This window comes from Arthrobacter alpinus, from assembly GCF_001294625.1.
Classification (GTDB): Bacteria; Actinomycetota; Actinomycetes; order Actinomycetales; family Micrococcaceae; genus Specibacter; species Specibacter alpinus_A.
The window spans coordinates 2,645,655-2,670,683 of record NZ_CP012677.1 but is presented as its reverse complement, the minus strand read 5'-3'; the positions used below and the strand labels follow the sequence as shown (position 1 = coordinate 2,670,683).

Below are 25,029 nucleotides of genomic sequence, written 5' to 3'. Positions count from 1 at the left end.
GGTGGTGTTGCGCCAGGTGTAGTTGCCGGTGAGGTTCTCACAACAACAAGAACCATGCCGCCATGCTCATGGGCTAAGCCAAGGTATCCGCCCAAGACCAAAACCTGACCCTGCAAGAAATAAGCACTCACCAATGCCGGATGCGCCAAGATCTACGCCGACAAGGCCGGGACGAGCACCAACCGACCGGCACTGGAGCAGGCCTTGGAACATTTACGTGATGGCGATGTTCTGGTTGTCTGGAAACTCGACCGCCTCGGCCGCACGGTGAAGAACCTTATCGCCTTCACCGAGACGCTCCACGAAGGTGGCATCGGCTTCGGACCCCTCACTGATCAGATCGATACCACCACACCTGCCGGCAGGTTCTACTTCCACATCATGGCCTCACTGGCCCAAATGGAACCAGAACTCACCATCGAACGCACCCACGCCGGACTGGCGGCCGCCCGAGAGCAGGGACGCCTCCCCGACCGCAAAAGAAAAATGACCGACAGCAAGATCGCCTCAGCACGACAGCTCCTCGCCAACGGCACCCCACCCCCCCGAGGTGGCCAGAAACCTCCGAGTCTCGATCCACGCCCTCTATAGATGGATCCCCGCACACGACCGCTAACGTACGATTTCATCCCTTTTCTGCAGCGACCCCTCCATTGACTCCAGCGATCCTTAGCAGCTAGTTTCTGCGGCCAGCTTGGCAGCGCATCTAAGGTGACCTACTCGTCTACTTTCGTGAACTCGGGTCTGTTTCTGTGGAAGACTTTCTCTGTCCCGGAGCGTAGAGAGGAGCGAGAATGCGCCTGCAAAGTCCGTTCGCAGTCGTCAGTACAACTGGCCTCGATTCTCAAATACTTACGGTGTTAGCGCGAACCGAACAGTACCTTTCAGTTCACCAGATCCACCAGTTGTTGCCCGAGGAAGGATCGTCTCAAGGTGTACGCAAATCCGTGGCACGCCTTGTGGAACAAGGTGTAGTTCTGGAACGTGCCACGGGCCGAAGTCATGCCTACACGCTGAACTTGGACCACTTACTGGCGGAGGCCAGCCAGAAAATCGCCAATGCAAAGAGCGAGCTACTTGCCAGGATGAGTCAGATTATTTCCGAGTGGCAGATCCAACCCCTCACCGTAAAGATCTTCGGTTCAGCTGCCCGTAACGAAATGCGAGCAGATAGCGACATTGACCTACTGGTAGTCATGCCAGACTCGGCGACAGAAGACGCTGTAGAAGACTCCATGCGTCGACTTGCCGCCCAAGCGACATTGTGGACCGGCAACGACGTGCGTCCACTTGTTTACCGGAGTTCAGAAGTGCGGCCAGCGAGCATCTTTAACTCTATCCTCGAGGAGGGAATCGCCATCGCGGGAGACCCGTCATGGCTTCGCAAACAACTCCGAAGAGACAAGGCCCGTACATGACTCCGAAGGATGCCAACACCAGAACCGTCGCAGCCGACAAGGTGGTCCAACAAGGCCGACTTGCCAAAGCCAAGCAGTTCCTGCACGTAGCAGACGATGCCCGTGAACTCTCCGACAGTGAGGACGTCGCGGACGCTTGAGTGACCCTGTACGTTCATGCCGGAATCGCGGCCGCAGATGCAATCTGCGCTGGCGCGCTAGGGAAACATTCCAAGGGCCAAGACCACCAGCATGCGATCGCCTTGCTCGCCTCGGTAGACAAACCAGCTTCCAACTCACTTGGTGTCGTGCTTGGATTGAAGACCCGCGCCGGTTACGGACATGACCCCATCAGCGGGGCCAAGCTCACTAGCGCCGAGCGGGCGGCACGATCGCTGGTTGATAGAGCGTCACTGTAGGGGCTCCAACACCCATCGTAGGGACCCGAAAAGCCCGCTGATCGGGCTTGATCTCTCCCAGATGGTCCATCCTCCGGCACCTCGCAGTCGCGCACTGCCCTGCTCGTAGACCAGAAGATTGCGGGCTCCAATTGAGCCTGCGCCGCCAGTGGAGGTTGCTCCGTGCCGGAACGTGGTGGAGTTCGGGTTAACGTCTAGCGCTATTGACGCAGAGCGTTATGCGCTGGCCGCATGATCAGATCGTTCGGGAGATAAGCAAGGACACCGAGCACATCTGGCATGAGCAGTCCGTCAAACGCGTCGACCGGACGGTGCAGCGAGCGACCTTGCGGAAGCTCGAACTAATCGATGCGGCGAAGGATGTTGAGGATCTCCGGATCCCACCGGGGAACCTGTTGGATCGGCTGGTCGGCGACTGTAGTGGGCGGCACAGCATTCGGGTGAATGCGCAGTGGTGTCTTTGCTTCGTCTGGAGAGAGGGAGGCGCGGACCACGTTGAACTCGTCGACTACCACTGAGGCCAACCTGATTGAGCCGATCCTTCCGGGAGAGATCCTGATGGAGGACTTCATCGGGGGGTTCGGGATCACGCAGAACAAACTCGCCGTGTCGATCGGCGTTCCGCCGCGTCGCATCAACGAGATCGTGCAGGGCAAGCGGGGAATTACGGCTGATACGGCGATTTGTCTGGCGGTACTTCGGGACCTCCGAGGAGTTCTGGATGAACCTGCAGTCGAATTACCAGCTGCGACTCGAGCAGCGCGTGTTGAGGGACAAGGTTGCGGCGATCACCCCGCTGAAGGTCGCATGAGAGTGCGGGACGATACTGGTGCATTGTCGGTCCGTCCGCCGACCATCGAGGACGTTTCCGCTCTGTTTGCCCTGCGAGCACAGATGTTTCGCGCGATGGGCGCGGGAGATGTGGCCTCTCTGCAGTGGCAGCAGCGGTCGGAACTATTCGAGATTCCGCTCCATCACCCATGTGCCCCGCCGGTCGAGATGTATTGATCAGTAACGTGTGCACTTTGCCCGAGCACCGAGCACCGAGGATCGGGACATGGAAGTGCCGCGTTCGCCGCCGTCATGGCTTGGGCGCGTAGGGCAGGTGTCGACAGGGCCAAACTGATGGCGACTGACGGCGGGCGGCGCATCTATACGCGGGAAGGACTCGAGCTGAACCGATTGCCAGAGAATACGCGTTCGTGAACCGCAGAGTGCCCCGAATCTCGTCAAAGGTTATTTGACTACCGAATGCGGTGGAATTTAGATTCAATGTCTAGAGCCGCTTCGGTCTAGACCGCAGGAAATGCCCGGAATGCTATTACATTCCGGGCATTTCTGTCCGCGGACCGGGAACCTTTCCCGATCAAATCTCCGCAGCGATACCGGCTAGACGCCACCTTTGGCCCTGATCGAGCCCCGCCCACTTATCGGGATTCAGGTACCCGTAGGTGTTACCACCGCGGCGTCCAGAGGCGTGAAGCACCGCATAGCTCCCTCACTGTTGGAGAGTTCAAACGCAGGGATTGGCATGCGATGAAGCAAAATTTCGCCCGTTGGAAGGCCCACTTTGGCCATAATCGCCGTTGGTCTCGCCGTCCCAGGAAGTCGGGGGCCGAGGGGATGTGAGCAGCACGTGCAGGTCCTCGATCGCGCCCGACAGCTCGAAGCCTGTACGCAAACTACCGCGCTGCTTTGACGCGCATGATTTAGGATCTACCCATGACGAATCTTCAGGGTGCGGTTGTTTTGGTAGTCGGCGCGAGCGGCGGTCTCGGTTCGCGGATCGCCACCGAGCTGGAGAGTAACGGCGCCGTCGTCGTCCGCTCCTCAAAGTCTGCCGGGCACGATCTACGCTCATCCGCTGTTGTTCGTGAGGTGCTTGATGCCACGCATGCGCTGCACGGGCGTCTCGACGGGCTGGTCGTTGCGTCGGGGGTCGTTGCCTTCGGCGCCGCATCGGAGCTCGCACCATCCACGGTGGAGGAACTATTTGCAGTGAACACCACCAGTGCAATCCAGCTCATTACCCAAAGCCATCCCTACCTCGCGGCCTCTGCACGTGAGGGCCGAGAGCCATTCGTGATAACTCTCAGCGGCGTTGTCGCGGAGGCTCCCGTCGTTGGTTTGGCAGCGTACTCGGCGTCCAAAGCAGCGCTCGCCTCGTTCGTTCTCGCAGGGGCACGCGAGTATCGTCGCGCGGGCATTCGGATCGTGGATGCTCGCCCTGGCCATACCGGCACCGCCCTGTCCGAGCACCCGATCGCAGGGTCAGCTCCGCGATTCGCAGCCGCGCTGGATCCTGACCTCGTGGCAGCGCGTATCATCACCGCAATCGTCGACGGCGAGAAGGACCTGCCCAGTACCGCTTTTTAGGCGCGGCCAAGAGGATGAAACTGATCGCTGCATGCGAAAGAGTCGGATGGGTTTGCAACTGAGTTCATTCTTGACCGTCTGGGCATCGAATCCACATTGTGCTGGCCCCGAACTTAGCTGAAGCATCAGATGGTCCTTCCCCGTCGCAGGGGCGGCAACCGCAGTTCCCCTAGAACAACGGCCAGGGCACAGCCGACATCTCACCACTTGGAGCCGGAAAGCGTCCTGTCAAGCTCAATCGGGCGCAACGCGCGGCGAGCGATGCGATTTCTTCGGCGCTGAGCAAGTCCGTCAAATTTCGCCCCAGCTCACCGCGAAGTCCTTCGCTGACACGATCTAGGCCGTCGCGTTCCTCGGCGGTTAGATCCTCTCCCACCCATCCCCACAGCACCGTACGCAGCTTGTGTTCACTGTGGAAGGTGAGCCCGTGGTCCACACCGTACCGGTGTCCGTCAGCCATCGAAAGTACGTGGTCACCTTTGCGGTCGGCGTTGTTGATGATGATGTCCAACACCGCCATACGTCGCAGCGCTGGCGAGTCTTCGTGAACGAGCGCAACCATCCGGCCGTTCTCACCGCGTCCCTGGAGAACATATTTCCAGCCTGTCTCAGGCACAAGGTCCGAGGCGACTAGGTCCACGGCGTTTTGGGTGGGGTCTTGCTCCTGCCAGAGCTGCACCATTCCTAGGCCCATCGGACCATCGCGCAGCCACGTGTGTGGCACCACGTCCCCGCCGAAGACCTGCGAGAGAAGATACGCGGCCACCTCTCGATGAGCCAGACATCCTTGGGGAAAATCCCACAACGGACTTTCGCCTGCTATCGGCTTATAGACGACCGCCACGTCGCCGATGCTGCCCAGAAACGTAGCGTTTGAAGCCGTCGTGATGCGGCCGGTGAGAGTCAGCTCAGCGGTCGCTAGGTTCGGCGCTGCCATCAGACCTCGGGAGGGGGACAGATGTGCCCGTCGGCGTCTATGGGGTAGCCGCAGAGTGGGCACGCCGGACGCCCAGCGCCTACGATCTCGCGGGTACGCCTGGCGAACGCGCGGGCGGTACCGACAGGCATTCGCACCAACAGCATTTCGGACTCGTCAGCGCCGTCTTCTCCAAGCCATTCGTCGTTGTCATCAGCATCGACAGTGGTGATGGGGTGGGCCTCAATGACGACCTGGGCCATGGTTGGGTCCCACCCTAAGCTCATGGCCCCGGCGCGAAACTGTTCCTGGACGGCCTCGAGTTGGTCATTGTCGACAAGTTCAATGGGAGTACTGGTGGGAACGCTGAAGGGGTTGCCCTCGACGGTGATGAGCTCGTCGAGAATTTCGTCGATCTTCTCCGCGAGCAGAGCCGATTGTTGCTTCTCGAGGGCGATACTGACGACTCGTGTTCCTGCGCGCACTTGCAGGTAGAACGTTCGCGCCCCCGGAACGCCAATGGTGCCAACGACGGCCCGATCAGGCCAGTTAAACTCGTGAATATGTGTAGGCATATCAGTATTCTAGGCATGTTTGGTTCACGGCGCTTTTTGCCCTGCACCGCCGCCCACCGGCGCATCGCCGGAGAGGATGTCTTTGGAAAGCCACGATAGATCGCCCGCGTTGGTGTTGGTCGCGTAGACAGTCGGCCGGCTAACGCCGTAGTGCACGATCGATACAGAGGCAGGGCCAATGTTAATGCGCTGGAACAGGTCAAGGTGCATTCCGAACGCGTCGGCAAGGATTGCCTTGATGATGTCACCATGGCTGACCGCAACCCATACGGCCTCCGGCCCGTACTCGGCTTCAAAGGCTGCGTCGTGGCGTCGAATGGCTGCCACAGACCGAGCCTGCATCCCGGCCATTGATTCACCACCAGGAAATACGACGGCGGACGGTTGCGACTGCACCACCGGCCACAGATCCTCTGTCGCGAGATCACGCAGTGTGCGGCCCTGCCATTGGCCGTAGTCGCACTCGATGAGAGCAGGATCGGCCAGCATGTTCGGCGTACCAGCCTGGCGGTCGAGGATGAGCTGGGCGCTCTGCTGACAACGCTCAAGAGGGCTCGACACCACCCCGGCTAGGGGAACTGCCGCGAGCCGGTCTCCTGTCAGAGCCGCCTGGTCGCGCCCGATCTGGTCCAGGTCGACCCCCTCCGCCCGGCCGGCCAGCAGCCCAGTGGCATTCGCTGTGGTGCGGCCGTGCCGCACGAGAATAACTGTCGCCATCCAACCAGCATAACGACCCGCCCGATGGGGGCGCGAACCGCACTGCGTACTGCGTAGTGCGTCGAGCGGGCAGGTAAAGCAACGACGGAACCCTTCAAGCACACGGGGCATTCAAAGGCTGGTCTGTGCCGGAACGTGGTGGAGTTCGGCTTCAACGTCTAAAACTCCAAGAAAACCCTCCTCAGCCGCGGCCGCGGCCGCGCCGGTACCACCGTGCAGGCGATCCAGGCCACCAGCTATGACTCTGCCAGCGTCGGGATCAACTTGTTGGCCTCCGATCCCTGGATCCCCAAGGCACCACTGCGCAAGCCCTGGAAGTCCACCCTCGCGGATTCAGCCTGGGTACCATGCCGAGAGCGCGGCAATCGACCCAGCTCGGTGCGCTCTGGGGGAACGGGTGGTTATCGCCGGTTAATGACCGCTAGGTGCGTCTAGGCTAGGGAAGATGAACAGCATTGGACAGGACGGCCAGATCCTTGCCGCGCCCGGAATTCATGACGGGTTCGTGCATGTGCGCGGTGCGAACGAAAACAACCTGAAAAACGTCGAGGTGCGCATCCCGCGTGATGCCATCGTCGCCTTCACCGGGGTTTCGGGTTCAGGGAAATCTTCCCTGGCCTTCGGCACGATCTTTGCCGAGGCGCAGCGCCGCTTTCTGGAATCGGTTGCGCCCTATGCCCGGCGGCTCATCGCCCAAGGCCACACCCCGAACGTCGAGTTCATCTCGGGGCTGCCACCGGCGGTGGCCCTGCAACAGCGCCGCGGCACCGCCTCTTCACGCTCGACAGTCGGCACCCTGACCACCCTGTCCAACTCGGTGCGAATGCTCTATTCGCGTGCAGGGCACTACCCGCAGGGGGCCACTCGGCTGGATTCGGATTCGTTCTCGCCGAACACCGTGGTAGGTGCCTGTCCGGCGTGCCACGGGCTCGGCATTCTCCACACCGTCACCGAGGATTCCCTGGTGCCTGATCCATCGCTGAGCATCCGCGAGGGTGCTATCGCCGCATGGCCCGGCGCCTGGCAGGGCAAGAGCCTGCGCGACATCACCACGCAGCTCGGGTACGACGTGGATGTGCCCTTCAAGAAGTTGCCGAAGGAGGCGCGCGAGTGGCTGCTGTTCACCGACGAGCAACCGGTGGTCGAGGTGACTCCGGAGCGCGACCGCGTCGCCAAGCCGTACAAGGGACGCTTCTGGAGCGCGAGGCGCTCGGTATTGCACACCGTGGCCGAATCGAAGTCCGAGATGATGCGTGCCAAAGCACTTCAATTCATGCACTCCGGACCATGCCCGACGTGCGCCGGAACCGGGTTCCGCCCGGAGGCGCTCGGGGTCACCGTTGCGGGGCTGAACATCGCACAGTTCAACGAAACGCCACTGGATTCACTGGCCGGGGTGCTGCGTCAGCTCTCGGTCCTTGAACGCGACGGACAACCGGCCAGCGACGTGTCCGCCTCGATCTCCGCGGACCTGCTTGAGCGTATCGAGGTGCTTACTAGGCTGGGCCTGGGTTACCTGAGCCTGAAGCGCGGGACTACGACGCTTTCCCCTGGGGAAATGCAACGCCTGCGCATCGCCACCCAGCTGCGTTCGGGACTCTTCGGAGTGATCTACGTTCTGGACGAACCCTCGGCCGGGTTACACCCCGCCGACGCCCAACCGCTGCTTGAGGTACTCGAGGCACTCAAGGCGGCCGGCAACTCTGTGTTCGTGGTGGAACACAACATGGATGTGGTGGCCAGTGCCGACTGGATCGTCGATGTGGGTCCGCGGGCCGGCGCCGGGGGCGGCCTGGTGCTCTACAGCGGACCGGTTGCCGGTTTGGAGGAAGTTCCGGAGTCGGTGACCCGCAAGTTCCTGGGCCATCCCAGCAGCAACGAGGGTATCCGGGAACCGCGTGAAGGGGTCCGATGGCTGGAATTGGAGGGCGTACACCTGCATAACCTTGTGGGACTGGATGCGAGGTTCCCGCTGGGTGTACTCAGTGCTGTCACCGGGGTCTCCGGCTCCGGAAAGTCCACCCTGGTTAGCCAGGCGCTGGCACAAGGTATGGCCCAGACTTTGCACGGTGAGATGCCGGGGCTATTGGCCGCGTCCGAGGGAACCAACGGCCAGGAAACGGACACCGAGGTCAACCATGCGGTGATCGGTGCTGTGCGAGGCGCCGAGGGTATCGATCGCGTCGTGGCGATGGACCAAAAACCGATCGGCAGGACCCCGCGCTCGAACCTGGCGACTTACACTGGACTCTTCGACGCAGTGCGCAAGACCTTCGCGGAGACCGAGCTGGCCAAGGAACGCGGCTACGGAGCGGGCCGCTTCTCCTTCAACGTCGCCGGCGGACGGTGCGAGAACTGCCTAGGAGAGGGCCACCTGGAAATCGAGTTGCTCTTCCTTCCTGGCAGCTATGGTCCCTGCCCGGTCTGCCATGGTTCGCGCTACAACCCCGAGACGCTCGAAGTCACCTACGAGGGCAAGAACATTGCCGAGGTGCTGGAACTGAGCGTGGATGAGGCGGCCGATTTCCTGGCAGGGATCCCTGCTGCGGCACGGTCATTGACCACTTTGCGCGAGGTTGGACTGGGATACCTGACACTGGGCCAGCCTGCACCCGAGCTCTCCGGTGGCGAGGCCCAACGCATCAAGCTGGCCACCGAATTGCAGCGCGCGAGGCGCGGACACACGCTCTACCTGCTTGATGAGCCGACCACCGGGCTGCACCCGGCCGATGTGCAGTTGCTGTTGGGGCAGTTGAACCGGCTGGTCGATGCCGGGAACACGGTGATCGTGGTGGAGCACCACATGGACGTGGTGGCCGCTGCAGACTGGGTCATCGACCTGGGACCGGCGGGAGGGGATGCCGGGGGCAGGATCGTTGCCACCGGGACGCCGGCGCAGATCGCTGTGGAACCGGATTCCCGGACGTCGCACTACCTTGCGCGACGGCTGGGATTGGAACCGCTGCCGGCCTCGTAAACAGGAAGTGCCATGGACGGAGTCGTGCGAGCCCGCACCCGGCATGTAATTCCAGAGCGAAAGTCGGCCCGTCTAGCTCGGGCTGGTATACACGCCGCGACGGCCGCACTGGCCTCGGCAGACCTGGGTGACCGGCAATCCTTGGCTGCGCTGCTGGCTATGATGAACGATCGGTTTACTGGCGTGGCCGGCAATCCGGGGGCCAGGTTCATCAGCCCCTTCCGAACCACGGCTGCAAAGACCTGGTAGCGATTACACCAGTCACTTCCTCCACCTGGCCTCCAAAACGATTGCCGTTAGAAATCACCCTGCGCTAAGGTTCAATTGTGTCCAGATTTCAATAACACAGGGCAATCTCATGGTTCGGGCGTGAGTGGACCGACTGTTCCTTTCTTCGGCTGGGTAGGTCGCTGGTGACCACGAGACGCTCGGCAGTACGATCGGTGAGGCGGCAGCACTTTTCGGTAGGTTTGATGGTCGAGTCATCCACGGCGTTCATGGGCGGCCAAAGAAATGGCTTCGCCATGGCCAGGAAGCTGCAGGTGGTGATCGTTGTGATAGTGCTCGGCGCCGGTGTCCGGAGTGAGGATCACATTGCTGGCTTAGGAGACACGGTCAGCGTCGAATCCATCAGCACATCCAACGAGCTACGCGTCAGCTGTGGAACAGGAACCTCCGTGTGTAAAGACATCGGGTCGCCAACAAGAGGTTGCCAAGTACCGCAATGACGTGGTGCTTGACTTCAGGGTCTGACGTTTCGCTTTGGCCCTAAAATAAAGCGGCTCGATCGATGGATATCGGCCGGGCTGCAGTGTTTTGTGTCCGTGAAATGATGCCGCGGGTAGGGCGGATTGTTAGCTCATTGGGCCTGGTCCCGGCAAGGACGAGCACCACTGCTGCTATACCCATCGCTGCGGCTCATCGGAATCCACCACAGCTCGTAACCATGAAAGCCACGGCCATCACCACCGCGACCATTGGAACGGTGCATGGAACGAGTCTTCGGGCACCGTGCCCACTCGCTATGCTGCCAAGGTGGCCTCTCATCCTGGCCCGGAGCCATGCCGCGTTGGCAGAGCGCATGTCGGAGCAATCAGGCTGAGCTCCTGCATGCTGAAAAGTGATGACAGATGCGAGCTGTGAGTGTCCGACTACAGCGCGGCTGGGGACCTAAACTCGCTGAACCGGTTCGCTCGCTCCGCGGTGGTGCGGCGCTCCTGAGCGAGCCAACGGTGTTGCGTCGCCGTCCCCCACTATGGATTCTTTGGTACTTGTCCGTTTTGCGACACGCGCATCGTTCGTGCGAAACGCGCATCGTTCGTCAGCGGCGCACGGAGCGCAGAGCTGGCCACGGTTCCGGGCAACTACATGTGGTTCAGCTCCACGACCGCCGAACTCATCCCAGCTTCCGGCCATTTCATAAGGGGCGCGGGTGTGACACGCCTGTTCTCAGCGGGCATCCCACCGCCCGGCCCGCGCGCAGGAGCGTGCCGGGAAAACGAAGGAATTGGTTATGCATGTGACTGCCGCGATGTCGGGGGCTACACATATCGTGTCGCTCATGATGGATTCTCCAGTGGAACGCCGAGATGTTCCGGGATCGCTGCCGGAACTGTGCGCATGTTTCCGATCGGACGCGGGCTGTCTTGACAATCTGGATTGGCTGCGTTGTCCTGATAGGTTCGTTTGCCCGTAGTGCGCGGACGTCGATGACTGGTCCACCGTGACGGGCATGCATCGGTGCGCTGGCTGTGGACGCTGGGTTAGCGTTGGTGCCGGAACGGTGTTCGATCGCACTTTCACCCCATTGACTGTCCGGTTCGAGGCGGCGTGGCTGGTGATGGCGTCGAGGCAAGGGATATCGGCATTGACCCTGCAACGGGTGCCGGAGATTGGCAGCTACCAAACTGCATGGACGATGACGCACACACACTGCGACCGGTGATGCACAGTCCGGCCTGACCGGCTCAGCGGGCGGGTCGAATTGGACGAGACCTTCGTTGACGGAAACAGGCCCGGCATTTTCGGACGCGGCGCCGCCGGAAAGACGCTCGTGGCGGGCGCGATTGAGCGCCGGGGCGAAGGATTTGGCCGGGCAAGGCTGCAGGTCATCGCCGATGCTTCATCGGCAAGCCTGTCCGATTTCATCCGAGCCCACGTGTCCCCGGGGCGACACTCACCAGGGATGGGTGGCCCCCCTTACCCACGAGCAGCGGCCGCCATTGAGGTGCACAATGTCAAAGCCTCGAGCCAGCCCGCGCACCTGTCTCTGCCGGGGGTGCACCTCTTGTTTTCCCTGTCCAAGCGGATCCTTGAAGGCACCTACCAAGGCAGCGTGCTGCCCGAGCGTCTCCGGGGGTACTTGGACGAGTTAGTGTTCCGCTTCAACCGACGTAACTCACAAACGAGGGGCTTGCTGTTCTTCCGGCTGCTCGAGTCAGCCGTTGCAGGTGCACCCGCCCCTTACAAGCCTGGCCGTCATCCACCGCATGCCAAAGGACGTCCCGTCCCGCCATGGACACCCCATACCTTGCCGCGCACACTCGCCGGAACACCGCTCAAACGTCCCTGGCCAACCCCATAGAGCGAATATTCGCGGCAGTCACATGGGTAGCCAGTTCGAAGGATTACATGCGTATTTTCCGACGAATGGCAAAAAAGCTGTCCTGAGGCCAGTATTCTGGATCTATGAGTAAAAAATCATTCCCCCATTTGATGGCTCCGGGGCGGATCGGACCCATGAAAACCGCGAACCGGATCATCCTTCCAGCGATGGACATGAACGTCTCCGAGCACGGTGAGATTGAACCCGCGGAAATCGCCCACTACGAGGCGCGAGCGAAGGGCGGTGCAGGCCTTATTATCACCGGGGCATGCGCCATTGCCTTCCCTTATGGCGCGGCTTCCATGAAAGAACCCGGTCTGTCCGACGACAAGTTCATCCCGGGATTGACTGCGCTCGCAGACGCAATACACGCGGCAGGAAGCAAGCTGTGTATCCAGTCCACGCATCACGGCAAAGTGGCCCGCGTTGACATAGCCAACGACCGTGCGGTGCTGGCCCCAAACCAACCTGACTACAGATACAACATGGGCGCCCTCGCGGACTGCACTCCCGATGAACTGCGCAAAATGGGCGAGGCAACCGCCGGCAAACAGGCTGCTTACAAAGACATGACTAGCGACGACATTTCCTGGCTGATCGAGACCTGGGCCGATGCAGCAGAACGCATCGCCAAGTCGGGTGCAGATGCCATTGAGATCCACGCCGCCCACGGCTACATCCTAGGAGTGTTCCTGAACCAGCGCGATAACAAGCGCACTGACAAATACGGCGGAACGCTGGCCAACCGTGCACGCCTGGCCTGCGAGGTTACCGCAGCAGTAAAGGCCCGTGTGGGAGAGAATCTGGCCGTCATCGTGCGAGTCGCCGGCCAGGAATACGGCCAGCAGGGGGGCTTGACCCTCGAGGAAGCTACCGAGGCGGCCAGCTTGTTCGAGAAGGCCGGCGCGGATGCCATTCACGTGACCGGTTGGGGCCGCAACCCCTTCGAGAATTTTACCGAGGGCCCGCTTCCGAACACTGTCGGCGCCTACTTGGACAACGCAGCCGAGATCAAGAAGCACGTCAGTATCCCGGTCATCGCCGTGGGACGCATGCTGCCGGATGTCTCAGAAAAGGCAATCGCCGAGGGACGAGTCGACTTCGCCGCCATGGGCCGCCAACTGCTGGCTGACCCGGACTTGCCGAACAAGCTGCGCGCGGGCACGCCTGAACAGGTCCGCCCCTGTATCAACTGCTACCTCTGCGTCGCCGAGAACTTCTTCGACGACACTCCGTTCTGTGCAGTGAATCCGGCACTGGGCAACGAGAAGCTGCTCCCGCTGAAGCCGATATCCTCCTCCAAGCACGTGGTTATCGTCGGTTCAGGACCGGCAGGTCTGGAGAGCGCGCGGGTCCTGACCGAGCGCGGCCACCGCGTCACAGTGATCGATAAGTCAGACCGTCTAGGTGGCACGATGTGGTTCTCAACCATGACCACACCTGATAACGAGCGCCTGCTGCACTGGTTCAAGGCTGAGATCAAGCGCCTACGCATCGCGGTCAAGCTGAACACGGTGGCCACCATTGAGACGATCCGTGCGTTGAACGCCGACCACGTCATCGTGGCAACCGGCGCTGTCCGTCCCAAGCCAGACTTCCCCGGCGGAGACTTGCCGAACGTTCAGACCGGCGACACTTTGCGCGCCATGATGCTCGGGACGGCGACAGCGCAGGAGGCTGGGTTCGTACTCAGCAACTTGGGCAAAATGGGGCGCCTCTCCGGCCTGACAAAGAGCCCCGAGTTCGTGCGTCAGTTCACCAAGTACTGGCTGCCCATGGGTAAGAACGTGGTGGTTATTGGCGGCTCGCTGGTTGGTCTGGAGCTCGCCGAATTCCTTGCCGAGCGTGGACGCAACGTTACTCTTCTGCATGAGCAGCAGCAGCTAGGCCTGCCGTTGGCCATGCCGCGCCGCTGGACCGCGGTGAAGGATTCCCTTGACCACGGGGTGAAGATTCACCGCAATGTTGCCATCACGCGCATCACGCCCAAGACGGTCGAGTGGACTGAAGGCGAGGAATCCTTCAGCGCCCCGGCGGCCATGGTGGTCTACGCAGATGGCACCACCGCCGCCGCGCCGTTGGCCAGCGAGTTGCGTGACGCCGGTATGAGCGTTGACGTCATAGGCGATGCCAGTGCGGTTAACTACATTCACGGCGCCATCCATTCCGCGTGGAACGTGGTAACCGAGCTGTAAACAGCTCCTGACCCGTCACGACCATGCCGCCCCGTCCATCCGATGGGGCGGCATGGTCGTGTTACTGGCAAACTGGGGCCCACCACTGAGGCGCAATGCTGCCAATGTTTAGGGTGCGGAGCCTGCAGTCGTTGTGGAGCGATCAGCACATGGAACTCGACACCGTCGTAGTGCCTTCCATGCACGAGGTCTCGCCCCTTGTGACCACTTGCAGGCCACGGTCAGGAAGCCTAATCAGCGAAATGTTGCTCGGTGCGTGAACATTCTGGACTCCTACTCCAGTGTCTAACATGCGCCCTCCGCTTGTTGCGTGCAAGGAGTCTGAATGCCCTGAATCTCAGCGTGCTGTGGGCGGGATTTGGGCCGTTTGTTTCCATGGTCGCTGGCCATCTTCAATCACGGTGCGCGACCACGCAGTTAGATCACCAGCGATCATGAGCAAATGGGTTAGCTCGCAGCCCTGCGGAGGTGCCCGCCGATCTTCTGTTCAGCCTCGGGCAGCAAGGCCAGCACGGTGAATGAGCTTACCTACAGGTCGCCGTCATCGGCTTCGCAGACTCTTCGAAGCCGAGCGTGGCGTAGCGAGAGGTAAACTTCGAGGCGGCTTTGAAGAACACGACTACCTTTCCCTCCTCGTTGGCATGCGAAGGGAATCCGTACCAGGTCTTCGGAACAAGACGCGGAGCCACTTGGGAAACTATCCTGTCGATGCATTCGGCGAGAATCCGGTTCCCATCCGGCAACGCCCCGATCGACTCGCTCACGGCCCGCCCGCCTGCAGCGCGGGTTTTCCCGGCTTTCTCCTGCGAGCGTAGCTCGGCGGCACGCCGCTTGACGGGTTCGCGTTCTTCCTTGCACAGTCCAGCGTTCTTCGCGGCCATGTGGTTCTCCGCAGTTCAAATGCGCAGTTCAAATGCGGCAACTATTTCTTGTTCAGAATTACACTCCTGCCACCGAACGCTGCACCCTTCGTGAATCCTGCTCGAATGATTTTCAGAGATGCTCTGCTTGATCCTTCCGGGACAAGCTGGCCGGCCTTGCCGCGGGCGATGTCCGCGGCGGCACTAGTCCGGGAATGAGAATTGGAAGCGGTTGAATCTACTGAATTGGTTGGGTCCGGCACTCTGCAAGGAATCACCCCTGCGGCGCCTTGCCGACTTGTCTCGCTGGCACCCCGACGCCCACTGCCCCTGCAGTTACGTCCTGGGTGACGACCACGCCCCATCGCCAATTTCGATACCTCACTTGTCCTGAAACCTGCAGTCGCTGTTGACAAACACGTTTTCGCCGAAGTCAGCGCTGAATCGTGGGAAGAGTCGGAAGGATTGGGGGATCTCGCCCGGTCAATCCGCTCTACAGGGACCGGATCTCATCGGGGGAGTGGTCGCGTCCGTTGAAATCTGCGGTGACGTTCAGCGCCGTCAAAAGGTCATCTGGTCCCGGAACTTAAGCCATGTCCGGAAAAATAGAGTGTCCAGGGCAGCTGCTATGGTGGCTGGCGTGGGGATAATTAGGCGCTCAGGCCTTGCCGCGGTGCTGCTCGTGGCCCTCGCGGTGACGGGCTGTTCCATCACTACAGCCTGCCCTGCCATCGGGTGGACCAACACGGCAACCATTCACCTCAACGGAAACGTGGACGAGGTTGCCATTGTCGAATTGTGCGCAGACGGCGTGTGCGCCACATCGGATCCACTGGTCCAGGAACCGGATGAGTCACTGCGGGTCTTGACACCAGAAGAACTGGCTTCTCCCGCACCGACCAGCCACACCATACCCTCGCCCTTTTCCATTTCACGTGTCGATGAACGGAATTGGAAAGCCAAGGTGGCGATGATGTCACCGGAAACACTCACGCTTCGTGCGTTGAACTCAACAGGACAAGTGCTCGCCGAACAGGACGTCGCCCTTCAGTGGCGGCGTGTCGGCGGGAGCGAACAATGTGGTGGCCCAGGTGAGGCAGGGCCCGTCAATCTCAACATTCCATCCTGATGCGGTTCGGGTCGCCCCTCAACCAATCGAGTAGATCAAGCCAAGGCCCATGCCGGCCAGTTCGGTCGTGAACTTCCTGGCTGCCTCAAGATAGGACTCCACGTAGTCGCGGCGCCCGTCCATGATCGCGGCCCAGTCGGGGGAAACCTGCGGCGTGTACTCCTGGTAGAGCCGGGCGAGGTCCGCAACGGCAAGGTCGCTGGCCACCTTGAGAACTTCTTCGGCGGACAGGACACGGTCATAGGGGATCCACCCATAGCCATAGTGCGTCACCTCGCCCCTGACCAGCTCGTAGGCATCCCTCATTGGCTCAGAATCCATCCCACCCAAGAGTTGCTGGAGGTCCCGCCACGCCTTGTCCAGGTCGAGCCCCTCAGGCCGGTCCGGTGGGTCGGACCACGTCTCCCAAAAGTGCTGGTCGGACAAGAAGGCCCGAGGATTGATGCGGGCGATGGTCACTAATTGAGCTGGCACCGGAAGTGCGAAGTATCTGATTCCCATGCCACGTAATCTTTGCAGCGATCACGATTCTTCGCTGAAAGTTATCCACACCCCTCTGCTTGGGCTGGCGGCCGGGGCGCAGGTGGATACGCGCCACTGCGCGAATGCATCGACGGCGCAAACGGGTACTAGACGGACACTAGATGTATGAGAACGCCCACGCTCACGCCGTCCCAGACACCCCTGAAGGCCACCCTGCGGTAGTCTAACGGGGCGGGTAACCGCTGGCCCGGGAAGATCCTGACGCCCCGGAAGCGGCCCACAACGAAGCGTAAGAAACTGGAGGTGGGATGCGCGCCGGACGCATTTCCAAAGCATGTGCCGTGGCCCTGGCGGCTGTATTGGCACTGGGTGCTTGCACGGCAACGCCACCGAATCCTGACGGGCCGACATCGTCGGCCACGCCAGCCGTCGGGGGCAATGTCACTGTGCTCGAGACGAATCCCTTCAGCTCCTTTAACACCAGCAGCGTCACAGGGCAAACAGACATCAACACAAAAATTGACTATGCCACCCACTCAGGGTTCAACTATGTTGAAAGCAACCTCAAGATCGTCAAGAATGAACAATTTGGGAAGTACCAGAAGGTTTCAGACAACCCCCTGACCATCAAATACACCATCAACAGTGGTGTTCAATGGTCCGACGGCGCCCCCGTCACGGCTGCCGACCTGATGCTTCAGTGGGCCGCGGCCTCAGGATATTTCAACGACGCCACTCTGGATGCAAACTTCAAAGTGAGCAAGGGCAACAGCTACTTCCACTTTGCCGGTGAGACCACCGGGCTCTCCCAAACCGAGATGCCCGTCATCGGTGACGAGGGCACCTCCCTGACACTGAAATACACCACACCGTACTCCGACTGGGAAACCGCATTGGGGTCGAGCGTGAACGTGCCCGCCCACATCGTCTCGGTTCGAACAGGGCTGAAAGACACAGACGCACTCACGGCACTCCTGCAAAAGGCGCCGAAGGGAGACCCCAGTGCGCCGCTGCCCGTAAACCCGGACTTGAAAAAGGTGTCCGATTTTTGGAACACAGGCTTTGACACCAAGTCGATGCCGGACCCTTCCCTTGCCCTGTCGAATGGTCCGTTCCTGGTCAAAAGCATCACCGCTGACAAAGAACTCGTGCTAACCCGCAACGCTGACTACACCTGGGGAACAATCCCGATGCTGGACACCGTGACCGTCCACTACGACGCGAACCCGGAGTCGCAAATCGCGGCACTTGCTGCCAAGACTGCCGACGTCATCTCCCCGCCGGCAACCGTCGACACGCTCAAAGCGCTTGCGGCAGCCAAAGATGTCAAAGTCCTCCAAGGACAAAGCCTGGGATTTGACCAGGCAGTGCTGAATTTTGACGGCGTCTTCACCAACCCGGACTACCGCCGGGCGTTCCTGTCGACCCTGCCCCGCCAGGAAATTCTCGACGCACTGGTGAAGCCGCTGGAGCCGAAGGCGGCGGTCCTTGACTCGCTTGTTTTCCGGGAAGTGCAAACCCCCTACAAGGAATCGGCCCGGAGCAACGGCAGCACCGATTATGCCGCCGTGGACATAGACAAAGCCAAGGAATTGCTGGGCGGTGCCAAGCCGAGCATCCGTATCTTGTACAACAAAGACGATCCCGCCCGCACACAGGAATTCACCTTGGTGGCGGCTTCTGCGACGTTGGCAGGATTCGATGTCATCGACGTCGGACAAAGCGTTGACCTGTGGCAGCTGGCGCTCAAGGCCGGATCCTTCGACGTGGCCTTGTTCGGCTGGACGGCCAACCCCACAGGATCGGTCCAGGTGCCGCAGATCTTCAAAACCGGCGCAGTGTCGAACCTGAATCACTTTTCCAACACCGTGGTTGACCAGTTGGCCGAACAACTGGCCGTCAGCTCCGATGACGCCAAGCAAAATGCCCTGAAAATGCAGATCGACCAACTCGTCATCCAAGCCGGTTACGGCCTGCCGCTGTTCACCCATGTGGCCTTGAGCGCCACGGGCCCGCACGTCAGCGGGGTCAAGTTCTCCCCTGTCAACGTGGGGGCTTGGTGGAACGTGGCTGACTGGAAACACGTTAAGTAACGCTGCTTGAATCGTGCTCCCACGCTGTTGAAGTATGACGGCGCCACGTGAGGTTCATCACGTGCTGAGCCTGCCGTCGTCGTAGATATTTGGCGAAGTTCCGGCACTGGCGGGGCGTTTTTGTCCCGGTCCGGGAAGGCCGTGGAGAAAAACACGCCACTCATGCGATAAAGTGACTAGGCCGTATTTGGCACTACGTCTAGAATGGTGTTATCTGCCGATTATCACGGCCATCCATTTATGTACTGATCAACAATGTGACTTTCTGCTTTGCCCTTCCGGGCCTGCAGCCGGGCCCAACTGAAACGAGTCTTCACGCATGAACGACACTTCTCTGAACACTGCTTCGCGCAATGACCTGCGCAATGTCGCCATCGTGGCACACGTTGACCACGGCAAGACCACACTGGTTGATGCCATGCTCAAGCAGACGCACTCATTTGCCGAGCACGGCAATGTTGCTGAGCGTGTCATGGACTCGGGTGACCTGGAGCGCGAAAAGGGCATCACCATCTTGGCCAAGAACACCACAGTGGCCTACGACGGCCCGTCTGCCAACGGCCAAGTCATGACCATCAACGTCATCGACACCCCCGGTCACGCCGACTTCGGAGGAGAGGTGGAGCGCGGGCTGTCCATGGTTGACGGTGTTGTGCTGCTTGTTGACGCATCCGAAGGCCCGCTGCCACAGACCCGGTTTGTGCTGCGTAAGGCACTCGCCGCCAAGCTCCCCGTGATCTTGTTGGTCAACAAGACTGACCGTCCCGATGCCCGCATCGACGAGGTTGTTGCCGAGTCCATGGACCTGCTCCTGGGCCTGGCATCGGACATGGCTGACGAAGTTCCCGACCTGGACCTCGACGCCGTCTTGAACGTTCCGGTTGTTTACGCCTCCGGCAAGCTGGGCCGCGCGTCCTTGGCGCAGCCCGAAAACGGTGCCGCCCCGGACAACGAGGACCTTGAGCCGTTGTTCAAGACCATCATCGAGCACATCCCGGCCCCCACCTACAACCCGGACGGTGTCCTGCAGGCGCACGTCACCAACTTGGACGCTTCCCCGTTCCTGGGTCGCCTGGCCCTGCTGCGCATCTTCAACGGCACACTGCACAAGGGCCAGACTGTTGCCTGGTGCCGTCAGGACGGAACCGTCAAGCCTGTTAAGATCACCGAACTGCTGGCCACTCAGGCGCTGACCCGTGTACCTGCGGAATCTGCCGGCCCGGGCGAGATCGTTGCTGTTGCCGGCATCGAGGACATCACCATTGGTGAGACGTTGACCGACATCGACAACCCGCAGCCGCTGCCGCTGATCACGGTTGACCCGCCGGCGATCTCCATGACGATCGGTATCAACACCTCCCCGATCGCCGGCCGTGTCAAGGGCCACAAGGTCACCGCGCGCCAGGTCAAGGACCGCCTTGACAAGGAGCTTGTCGGCAACGTGTCCTTGAAGGTTCTGCCCACCGAGCGTCCCGACGCCTGGGAAGTCCAGGGCCGTGGCGAGCTGGCATTGTCCATCCTGGTTGAGCAGATGCGCCGCGAAGGCTTCGAGCTCACTGTTGGCAAGCCGCAGGTTGTCACCAAGCAGGTTGACGGCAAGACGCACGAGCCGATGGAACACATGACCATCGACGTGCCTGAAGAGTACCTGGGCGGCGTGACCCAGCTGCTGGCAGCCCGCAAGGGCCGCATGGTCAACATGGCCAACCACGGCACCGGCTGGTGCCGCATGGAATTCATCGTTCCGGCCCGTGGCCTGATCGGTTTCCGCACCCGCTTCATGACCGACACCCGCGGTGCCGGCATTGCAGCCTCCATCTCCGAAGGCTACGAGCCTTGGGCCGGCCCCATCGAGTACCGCACCAACGGCTCGATCGTGGCTGACCGCTCTGGCGTGGTCACCCCGTTCGCGATGATCAAGCTCCAGGAGCGCATGAACTTCTTCGTGCAGCCCACTTCCGAGGTTTACGAGGGCATGATCGTTGGCGAAAACTCACGCTCCGATGACATGGACGTGAACATCACCAAGGAAAAGCAGCTCACCAACATGCGTGCAGCCTCCTCTGACACCTTCGAGAACATGACCCCGCCGCGCAACCTCACTTTGGAAGAGTCACTGGAATTCGCGCGCGAAGACGAGTGCGTTGAGGTCACGCCGGAATCCATCCGTATCCGCAAGCTGATCCTGAACGCCGGCGACCGTGCCAAGGCTTACCGCAGCCGCGCCAAGGCCTAGCATTTAGCTTCTGAACAGCAGCCCGTTCCGGTATCCACCGGGGCGGGCTGCTGCTCTTTAAGGTTTCATCTCGGTAAAGATCTGGGCACAATGTGGTCTGGATTACTAGGAGGTAACTTTTTGCCGGTAGCCTAGACGGGTATGAGTTCAGACACGCCCAGGCTCAATGAGGAGCCCGGCATCCAATGCACCACTGGTGTTTGACCTCGCAACCATTTAATGAAACCAAGGAGGCGGAATGCGTTACTCGCGCACTTCCAAAGCACTGGGCCTGGCAGCTGTTCTTGCCATGTCCCTCACCGCATGTGGTGGCTCGACAGGTGGAGACAACACCTCGACCGGAGACACCACCAAGGTCATCACGGCAAACAACACGGAACCGCAAAACGGTCTGTTGCCGGCCAACACCAACGAGGTTGGCGGTGGAAAGGTCATGGACCTGATCTTCACCGGCTTGGTCAGCTATGACGTCAAGGGCAAGATCGTCAACGAGCTCGCGGATTCCATTGAAACCAAGGATTCCCAGAACTACACGATCAAAATCAAGTCCGGGGAGACCTTCAGCGACGGAACCCCCGTCACTGCCAATAGCTTTGTTGACGCCTGGAACTTTGGTGCAGCGGCAAAGAACACGCAGCTGAACTCCTACTTCTTCGAGTCCATCAAGGGTTACGACGCTGTCAGCGCCGAAGGCTCCACCTTGGATAAGATGGACGGTTTGAAGGTTGTCGACGACACCACCTTCACCGTAGAACTGGCCCAGCCAGAATCCGATTTCCAGCTGCGTCTTGGCTACACCGCTTTCTACCCGTTGCCCGCGTCTGCTTACAAGGATCCTGCCGCATTCGGCCAGAACCCTGTTGGCAACGGCCCCTACAAGTTGGCTGCAGACGGCTGGAAGCACGACGTTTCCATCGCCCTGGTCCCCAACGAGAAGTACAACGGACCTCGGAAGGCTAAGAATGGTGGCGTGACGTTCACCATCTTCACCAGCCCGGACGCCGCTTACACCAGCGTTCAGTCCGACACCTTGGATGTTCTGGACCAGGTTCCCCCGAGTGGCCTGCAGAACTTCAAGACGGACTTCAAGGACCGCTTTGTTAACCAGCCTTACGCTGGCAACGCCACCATGACCATCCCGAGCTACCTGCCTGAATTCCAGGGCGAGGCCGGCATGATGCGCCGTCAGGCCATCTCCATGGCGATCGACCGCCAGCAGATCATCGACAAGATCTTCTACGGCAACAAGAAGATCGTCAACGAGTTCACCTCACCCGTCCTGGACGGCTTCAGCGACTCCATCCCGGGCAACGACGTCCTCAAGTTCGACGCCGCCAAGGCGAAGGCTCTCTGGACCAAGGCTGACGCCATCAGCCCTTGGCCGGCCGACAAGGTCTTCACCATCACCTCCAACATCGATGGTGCCGGCAACAAGGAATACATTACGGCCATGGCCAACCAGATTGCCACGAACCTGGGCATCAAGGCAGAGCTGAACCCGGTATCCTCCTTCAAGGAAATGCGTGCCCTGGTCAACAAGAAGGCGCTGACCGGCGCCTCACGTGCTGGCTGGCAGGCTGACTACCCGTCGCTTTACAACTTCCTCGGCCCGCTGTACGGCACCGGTGCAGGTTCCAACGACGGCAATTACTCCAACCCGGTCTTCGACGCCAAGCTGAAGGAAGGCTTGGCAGCAACAAGCGTCGAAGCTGGCAACAAGCTGTTCAACGAATCCCAGGAGATCCTACTCAAGGACCTGCCGGTTGTACCTCTGTGGTACCAGGCAGTCCAGGGTGTGTGGAGCAACAATGTCAACACCGTTGAGTTCGGCTGGAACGGTGTTCCCCTGTACTACGAAATTACCGGCAAGTAACGCCCTTACTTAGCTAAGGTTCTTAAAGCGTGGCATGAAATGGGGATCCGGCCTTATTGCCGGGTCCCCATTTGTTGCACGTCCTACACACATATGTGTTACTTTCCGTACAGCAGCTTTGGCGCGATCCGCCGAAAGCTGCCCTGTACCGTCAACTAGAACAGGTAATTTCATGAACGTTTTCCGATTAGGAACCTGGGGAGTGGTGGTGCCCTAATGGTCATGTTCACCCTTCGCCGCTTCCTGCAACTGATTCCCGTTTTTTTCGGGGCCACGCTGCTGGTGTACTTCCTCGTCTTTGCCACACCCGGTGACCCCATCGCCGCCCTTTCCGGTGGCAAGCCCATGGCACCGGCTGTTGAGGCCGCCCTCCGGGCCCAGTACAACCTTGACCAACCCTTCTGGGTCCAGTACGGCTTGTACTTGAAGAATCTTGTGACTCTCAACCTTGGCCAGACGTTCTCCGGCCAGGAAGTGTCAGCGGTTATCGCCCGCGCCTACCCTGTCACGGCACGCCTTGCCATTATGGCCCTTGCCTTTGAAGCCGTCTTTGGTGTCTTTTTCGGTGTTATTGCCGGACTGCGTAAGGGCAAGCTGTTCGACAGCACCGTCCTGGTTGCTTCCTTGATCGTCATCGCCGTCCCCACCTTCGTCCTAGGCTTTGTTCTGCAGTTGGTGGTTGGTGTGCAGCTAGGCTGGGCACGTCCCACCGTCAGCGGCACCGCACCGTGGAACGAACTCATCCTCCCGGCACTAGTCCTGGGACTTGTGTCCTTGGCCTACGTGATCCGTCTGACGAGGGCATCCATCAGCGAAAACATGAATGCTGACTACGTCCGTACGGCAACGGCCAAGGGCCTGAGCCGCCGCCGCGTGGTGGTGGTCCATATTTTGCGTAACTCGTTGATCCCCGTGGTGACGTTCCTCGGTGCCGACTTGGGTGCCCTCATGGGTGGCGCCATTGTCACCGAAGGCATCTTCAACGTCCCCGGTGTTGGTAACCTGCTATACCAGGCCATCTTGAAGGGCGAAAGTGCAACAGTCGTGGCCGTCGTCAGCGTCTTGGTTATTGTGTTTGTGGTAGCCAACCTCGTTGTGGACCTTCTGTACGCCTGGCTCGACCCAAGGATTCGCTATGTCTGAGAACCTGACACCTGAAAAAGAACCGACAAGACCGGCAACCCCGGCAACTCGTCAAGGAAAAACGTCCAGCCGGGTCATTGAACACTTTGTGGCGCCGCTGGAGGAAACCCCACTGGCAGCCATTGACAAGGTCGATGAATCCGCAGCTCCCCTAAGTTTGTGGGCGGATGCTTGGCGGAATCTGCGTAAACAGCCGCTGTTCATTGTTTCCGCGCTTTTGATCGTTCTGGTGGTGATTGTGGCGGTTTTCCCGCAGTGGTTCGCCAGTGTCGACCCCACAAGCTGCACCTTGGACAATTCGGCCGAGGGGGCCCGATCCGGGCACCCCCTCGGGTTCACCTTGCAAGGCTGCGATGTCTATGCACGCATGATTTACGGCACCCGCGCCTCGCTCACGGTGGGCGTACTGACCACCATTGGCGTTTTGATCATTGGCGGCGTCATGGGCGCCCTTGCCGGCTACTACGGTGGTTGGCTTGACGCTATCCTGGCCCGCCTCGGAGATGTGTTCTTCGCCTTGCCGCTGATCCTTGGCGCCATCGTGATCAACCAGCTGCCGGCTTTCCGTGACAACCGAAGTGTTTGGACAGTAGTTGTGGCGCTGGTGCTATTTGGCTGGCCGCAAATTGCCCGAATCACGCGCGGTGCCGTTTTGGAAAACCGCAACGCTGACTTTGTCACGGCGGCCAAGGCCCTGGGGCTTTCCCGCTTCAAGGCACTGGTCCGCCATGTGATGCCCAACTCCCTGGCACCCATCATTGTTGTTGTCAGCATCTCGCTCGGCACGTTCATCGTGGCCGAGGCGACGCTGTCCTTCCTGGGCCTTGGCCTGCCGCCGTCGGTCATGTCGTGGGGCAATGACATCTCGGCGGCCCAGCCGCAGGTGCGAAACAACCCCGGCGTGCTGCTGTGGCCTGCCGTGGCACTGTCCATCACTGTCTTGAGCTTCATCATGCTCGGTGATGCACTCCGCGATGCCCTGGATCCCAAAGCAAGGAAGCGGTGACGGCATGTCAAACCATGAAAAAGGAACGC

At 60.4% G+C, this 25,029-nt stretch carries 18 protein-coding genes and 2 pseudogenes; 15 read left to right on the top strand and 5 right to left on the bottom strand.

All coding sequences use genetic code 11. The features are described 5' to 3' along the window. Positions 1-104 precede the first annotated feature (104 nt). The 6 genes and pseudogenes from AOC05_RS12040 to AOC05_RS12010 all read left to right on the top strand — a co-directional run bounded on the left by AOC05_RS12040 (position 105) and on the right by AOC05_RS12010 (position 4,192). A pseudogene (locus AOC05_RS12040) lies at positions 105-616 on the top strand (recombinase family protein). 178 nt (positions 617-794) lie between these two features. Further along, a complete protein-coding gene (locus tag AOC05_RS12035; RefSeq protein ID WP_062007423.1) occupies positions 795-1,418 on the top strand; it encodes a nucleotidyltransferase domain-containing protein in 624 nt (207 codons plus the stop codon). After that, complete coding sequence (locus tag AOC05_RS19810) at positions 1,415-1,558, top strand: hypothetical protein (protein WP_197277826.1); 144 nt, start codon at positions 1,415-1,417, stop codon at positions 1,556-1,558. The genes AOC05_RS12035 and AOC05_RS19810 overlap by 4 nt, the downstream gene beginning before the upstream one ends. A 476-nt stretch (positions 1,559-2,034) precedes the next feature. Then, on the top strand, positions 2,035-2,334 hold the full coding sequence (locus tag AOC05_RS12025) for a type II toxin-antitoxin system RelE/ParE family toxin (RefSeq protein ID WP_154605906.1): 300 nt from the start codon (positions 2,035-2,037) through the stop codon (positions 2,332-2,334). 40 nt (positions 2,335-2,374) lie between these two features. Next, positions 2,375-2,627: pseudogene (locus AOC05_RS12020) on the top strand (HigA family addiction module antitoxin). Positions 2,628-3,538: 911 nt separating this feature from the next. Next, positions 3,539-4,192, top strand: coding sequence for an SDR family NAD(P)-dependent oxidoreductase (locus AOC05_RS12010; protein WP_062007421.1), 654 nt, complete (start codon positions 3,539-3,541; stop codon positions 4,190-4,192). 169 nt (positions 4,193-4,361) lie between these two features. Here AOC05_RS12010 and AOC05_RS12005 read toward each other — a convergent pair whose 3' ends face one another. Genes AOC05_RS12005 through AOC05_RS11995 form a run of 3 tightly spaced genes read right to left on the bottom strand, consistent with a single transcriptional unit; the run spans position 4,362 to position 6,400 of the window. After that, complete coding sequence (locus tag AOC05_RS12005; protein WP_062007420.1) at positions 4,362-5,129, bottom strand: SCO1664 family protein; 768 nt, start codon at positions 5,127-5,129, stop codon at positions 4,362-4,364. After that, positions 5,129-5,683, bottom strand: coding sequence for a DUF3090 domain-containing protein (locus AOC05_RS12000; protein WP_062007419.1), 555 nt, complete (start codon positions 5,681-5,683; stop codon positions 5,129-5,131). Before AOC05_RS12000 ends, AOC05_RS12005 begins: the two co-directional genes overlap by 1 nt. A 24-nt stretch (positions 5,684-5,707) precedes the next feature. After that, complete coding sequence (locus AOC05_RS11995; protein WP_062007418.1) at positions 5,708-6,400, bottom strand: histidine phosphatase family protein; 693 nt, start codon at positions 6,398-6,400, stop codon at positions 5,708-5,710. Between the two features lie 445 nt (positions 6,401-6,845). On the opposite strand from AOC05_RS11995, the gene AOC05_RS11990 reads away from it, so the two are divergent. The 3 genes from AOC05_RS11990 to AOC05_RS11980 all read left to right on the top strand — a co-directional run bounded on the left by AOC05_RS11990 (position 6,846) and on the right by AOC05_RS11980 (position 14,177). After that, positions 6,846-9,377: an excinuclease ABC subunit UvrA gene (locus tag AOC05_RS11990; RefSeq protein WP_062007417.1), complete on the top strand. Its 2,532-nt coding sequence runs from the start codon at positions 6,846-6,848 to the stop codon at positions 9,375-9,377. Positions 9,378-11,361: 1,984 nt separating this feature from the next. Then, complete coding sequence (locus AOC05_RS18970) at positions 11,362-11,961, top strand: transposase (RefSeq protein WP_082357960.1); 600 nt, start codon at positions 11,362-11,364, stop codon at positions 11,959-11,961. A 155-nt stretch (positions 11,962-12,116) separates the two neighbouring features. Next, positions 12,117-14,177 (top strand): FAD-dependent oxidoreductase, encoded by a 2,061-nt coding sequence (locus tag AOC05_RS11980; protein WP_197277825.1) that lies wholly within the window; start codon positions 12,117-12,119, stop codon positions 14,175-14,177. 524 nt (positions 14,178-14,701) lie between these two features. Here the strand turns inward: AOC05_RS11980 and AOC05_RS11975 are convergent. Further along, complete coding sequence (locus AOC05_RS11975; protein ID WP_062007414.1) at positions 14,702-15,058, bottom strand: hypothetical protein; 357 nt, start codon at positions 15,056-15,058, stop codon at positions 14,702-14,704. Positions 15,059-15,677: 619 nt separating this feature from the next. Between AOC05_RS11975 and AOC05_RS11970 the strand changes: the two genes are divergently transcribed. After that, entirely contained in the window at positions 15,678-16,166 is a 489-nt protein-coding gene (locus tag AOC05_RS11970; protein ID WP_154605898.1) for a hypothetical protein, read from the top strand. A gap of 18 nt (positions 16,167-16,184) precedes the next feature. Here AOC05_RS11970 and AOC05_RS11965 read toward each other — a convergent pair whose 3' ends face one another. Next, complete coding sequence (locus AOC05_RS11965) at positions 16,185-16,667, bottom strand: DUF1877 family protein (RefSeq protein WP_062007412.1); 483 nt, start codon at positions 16,665-16,667, stop codon at positions 16,185-16,187. Between the two features lie 290 nt (positions 16,668-16,957). Between AOC05_RS11965 and AOC05_RS11960 the strand changes: the two genes are divergently transcribed. The 5 genes from AOC05_RS11960 to AOC05_RS11940 all read left to right on the top strand — a co-directional run bounded on the left by AOC05_RS11960 (position 16,958) and on the right by AOC05_RS11940 (position 25,000). Next, positions 16,958-18,742 carry an ABC transporter family substrate-binding protein gene (locus AOC05_RS11960; protein ID WP_062007411.1) on the top strand — a complete coding sequence of 595 codons (1,785 nt, stop codon included), beginning with the start codon at positions 16,958-16,960 and terminating at the stop codon, positions 18,740-18,742. 319 nt (positions 18,743-19,061) lie between these two features. Next, complete coding sequence (gene typA, locus AOC05_RS11955) at positions 19,062-20,978, top strand: translational GTPase TypA (RefSeq protein ID WP_062007410.1); 1,917 nt, start codon at positions 19,062-19,064, stop codon at positions 20,976-20,978. A 238-nt stretch (positions 20,979-21,216) separates the two neighbouring features. Next, a complete protein-coding gene (locus tag AOC05_RS11950) occupies positions 21,217-22,851 on the top strand; it encodes a peptide ABC transporter substrate-binding protein (RefSeq protein ID WP_062007409.1) in 1,635 nt (544 codons plus the stop codon). A gap of 216 nt (positions 22,852-23,067) precedes the next feature. Then, entirely contained in the window at positions 23,068-23,994 is a 927-nt protein-coding gene (locus tag AOC05_RS11945; protein ID WP_062007408.1) for an ABC transporter permease, read from the top strand. After that, the gene (locus AOC05_RS11940; RefSeq protein WP_082357959.1) at positions 23,987-25,000 is read left to right on the top strand and encodes an ABC transporter permease; all 1,014 of its coding nucleotides are present in this window, start codon (positions 23,987-23,989) and stop codon (positions 24,998-25,000) included. Before AOC05_RS11945 ends, AOC05_RS11940 begins: the two co-directional genes overlap by 8 nt. Positions 25,001-25,029: the final 29 nt, after the last annotated feature.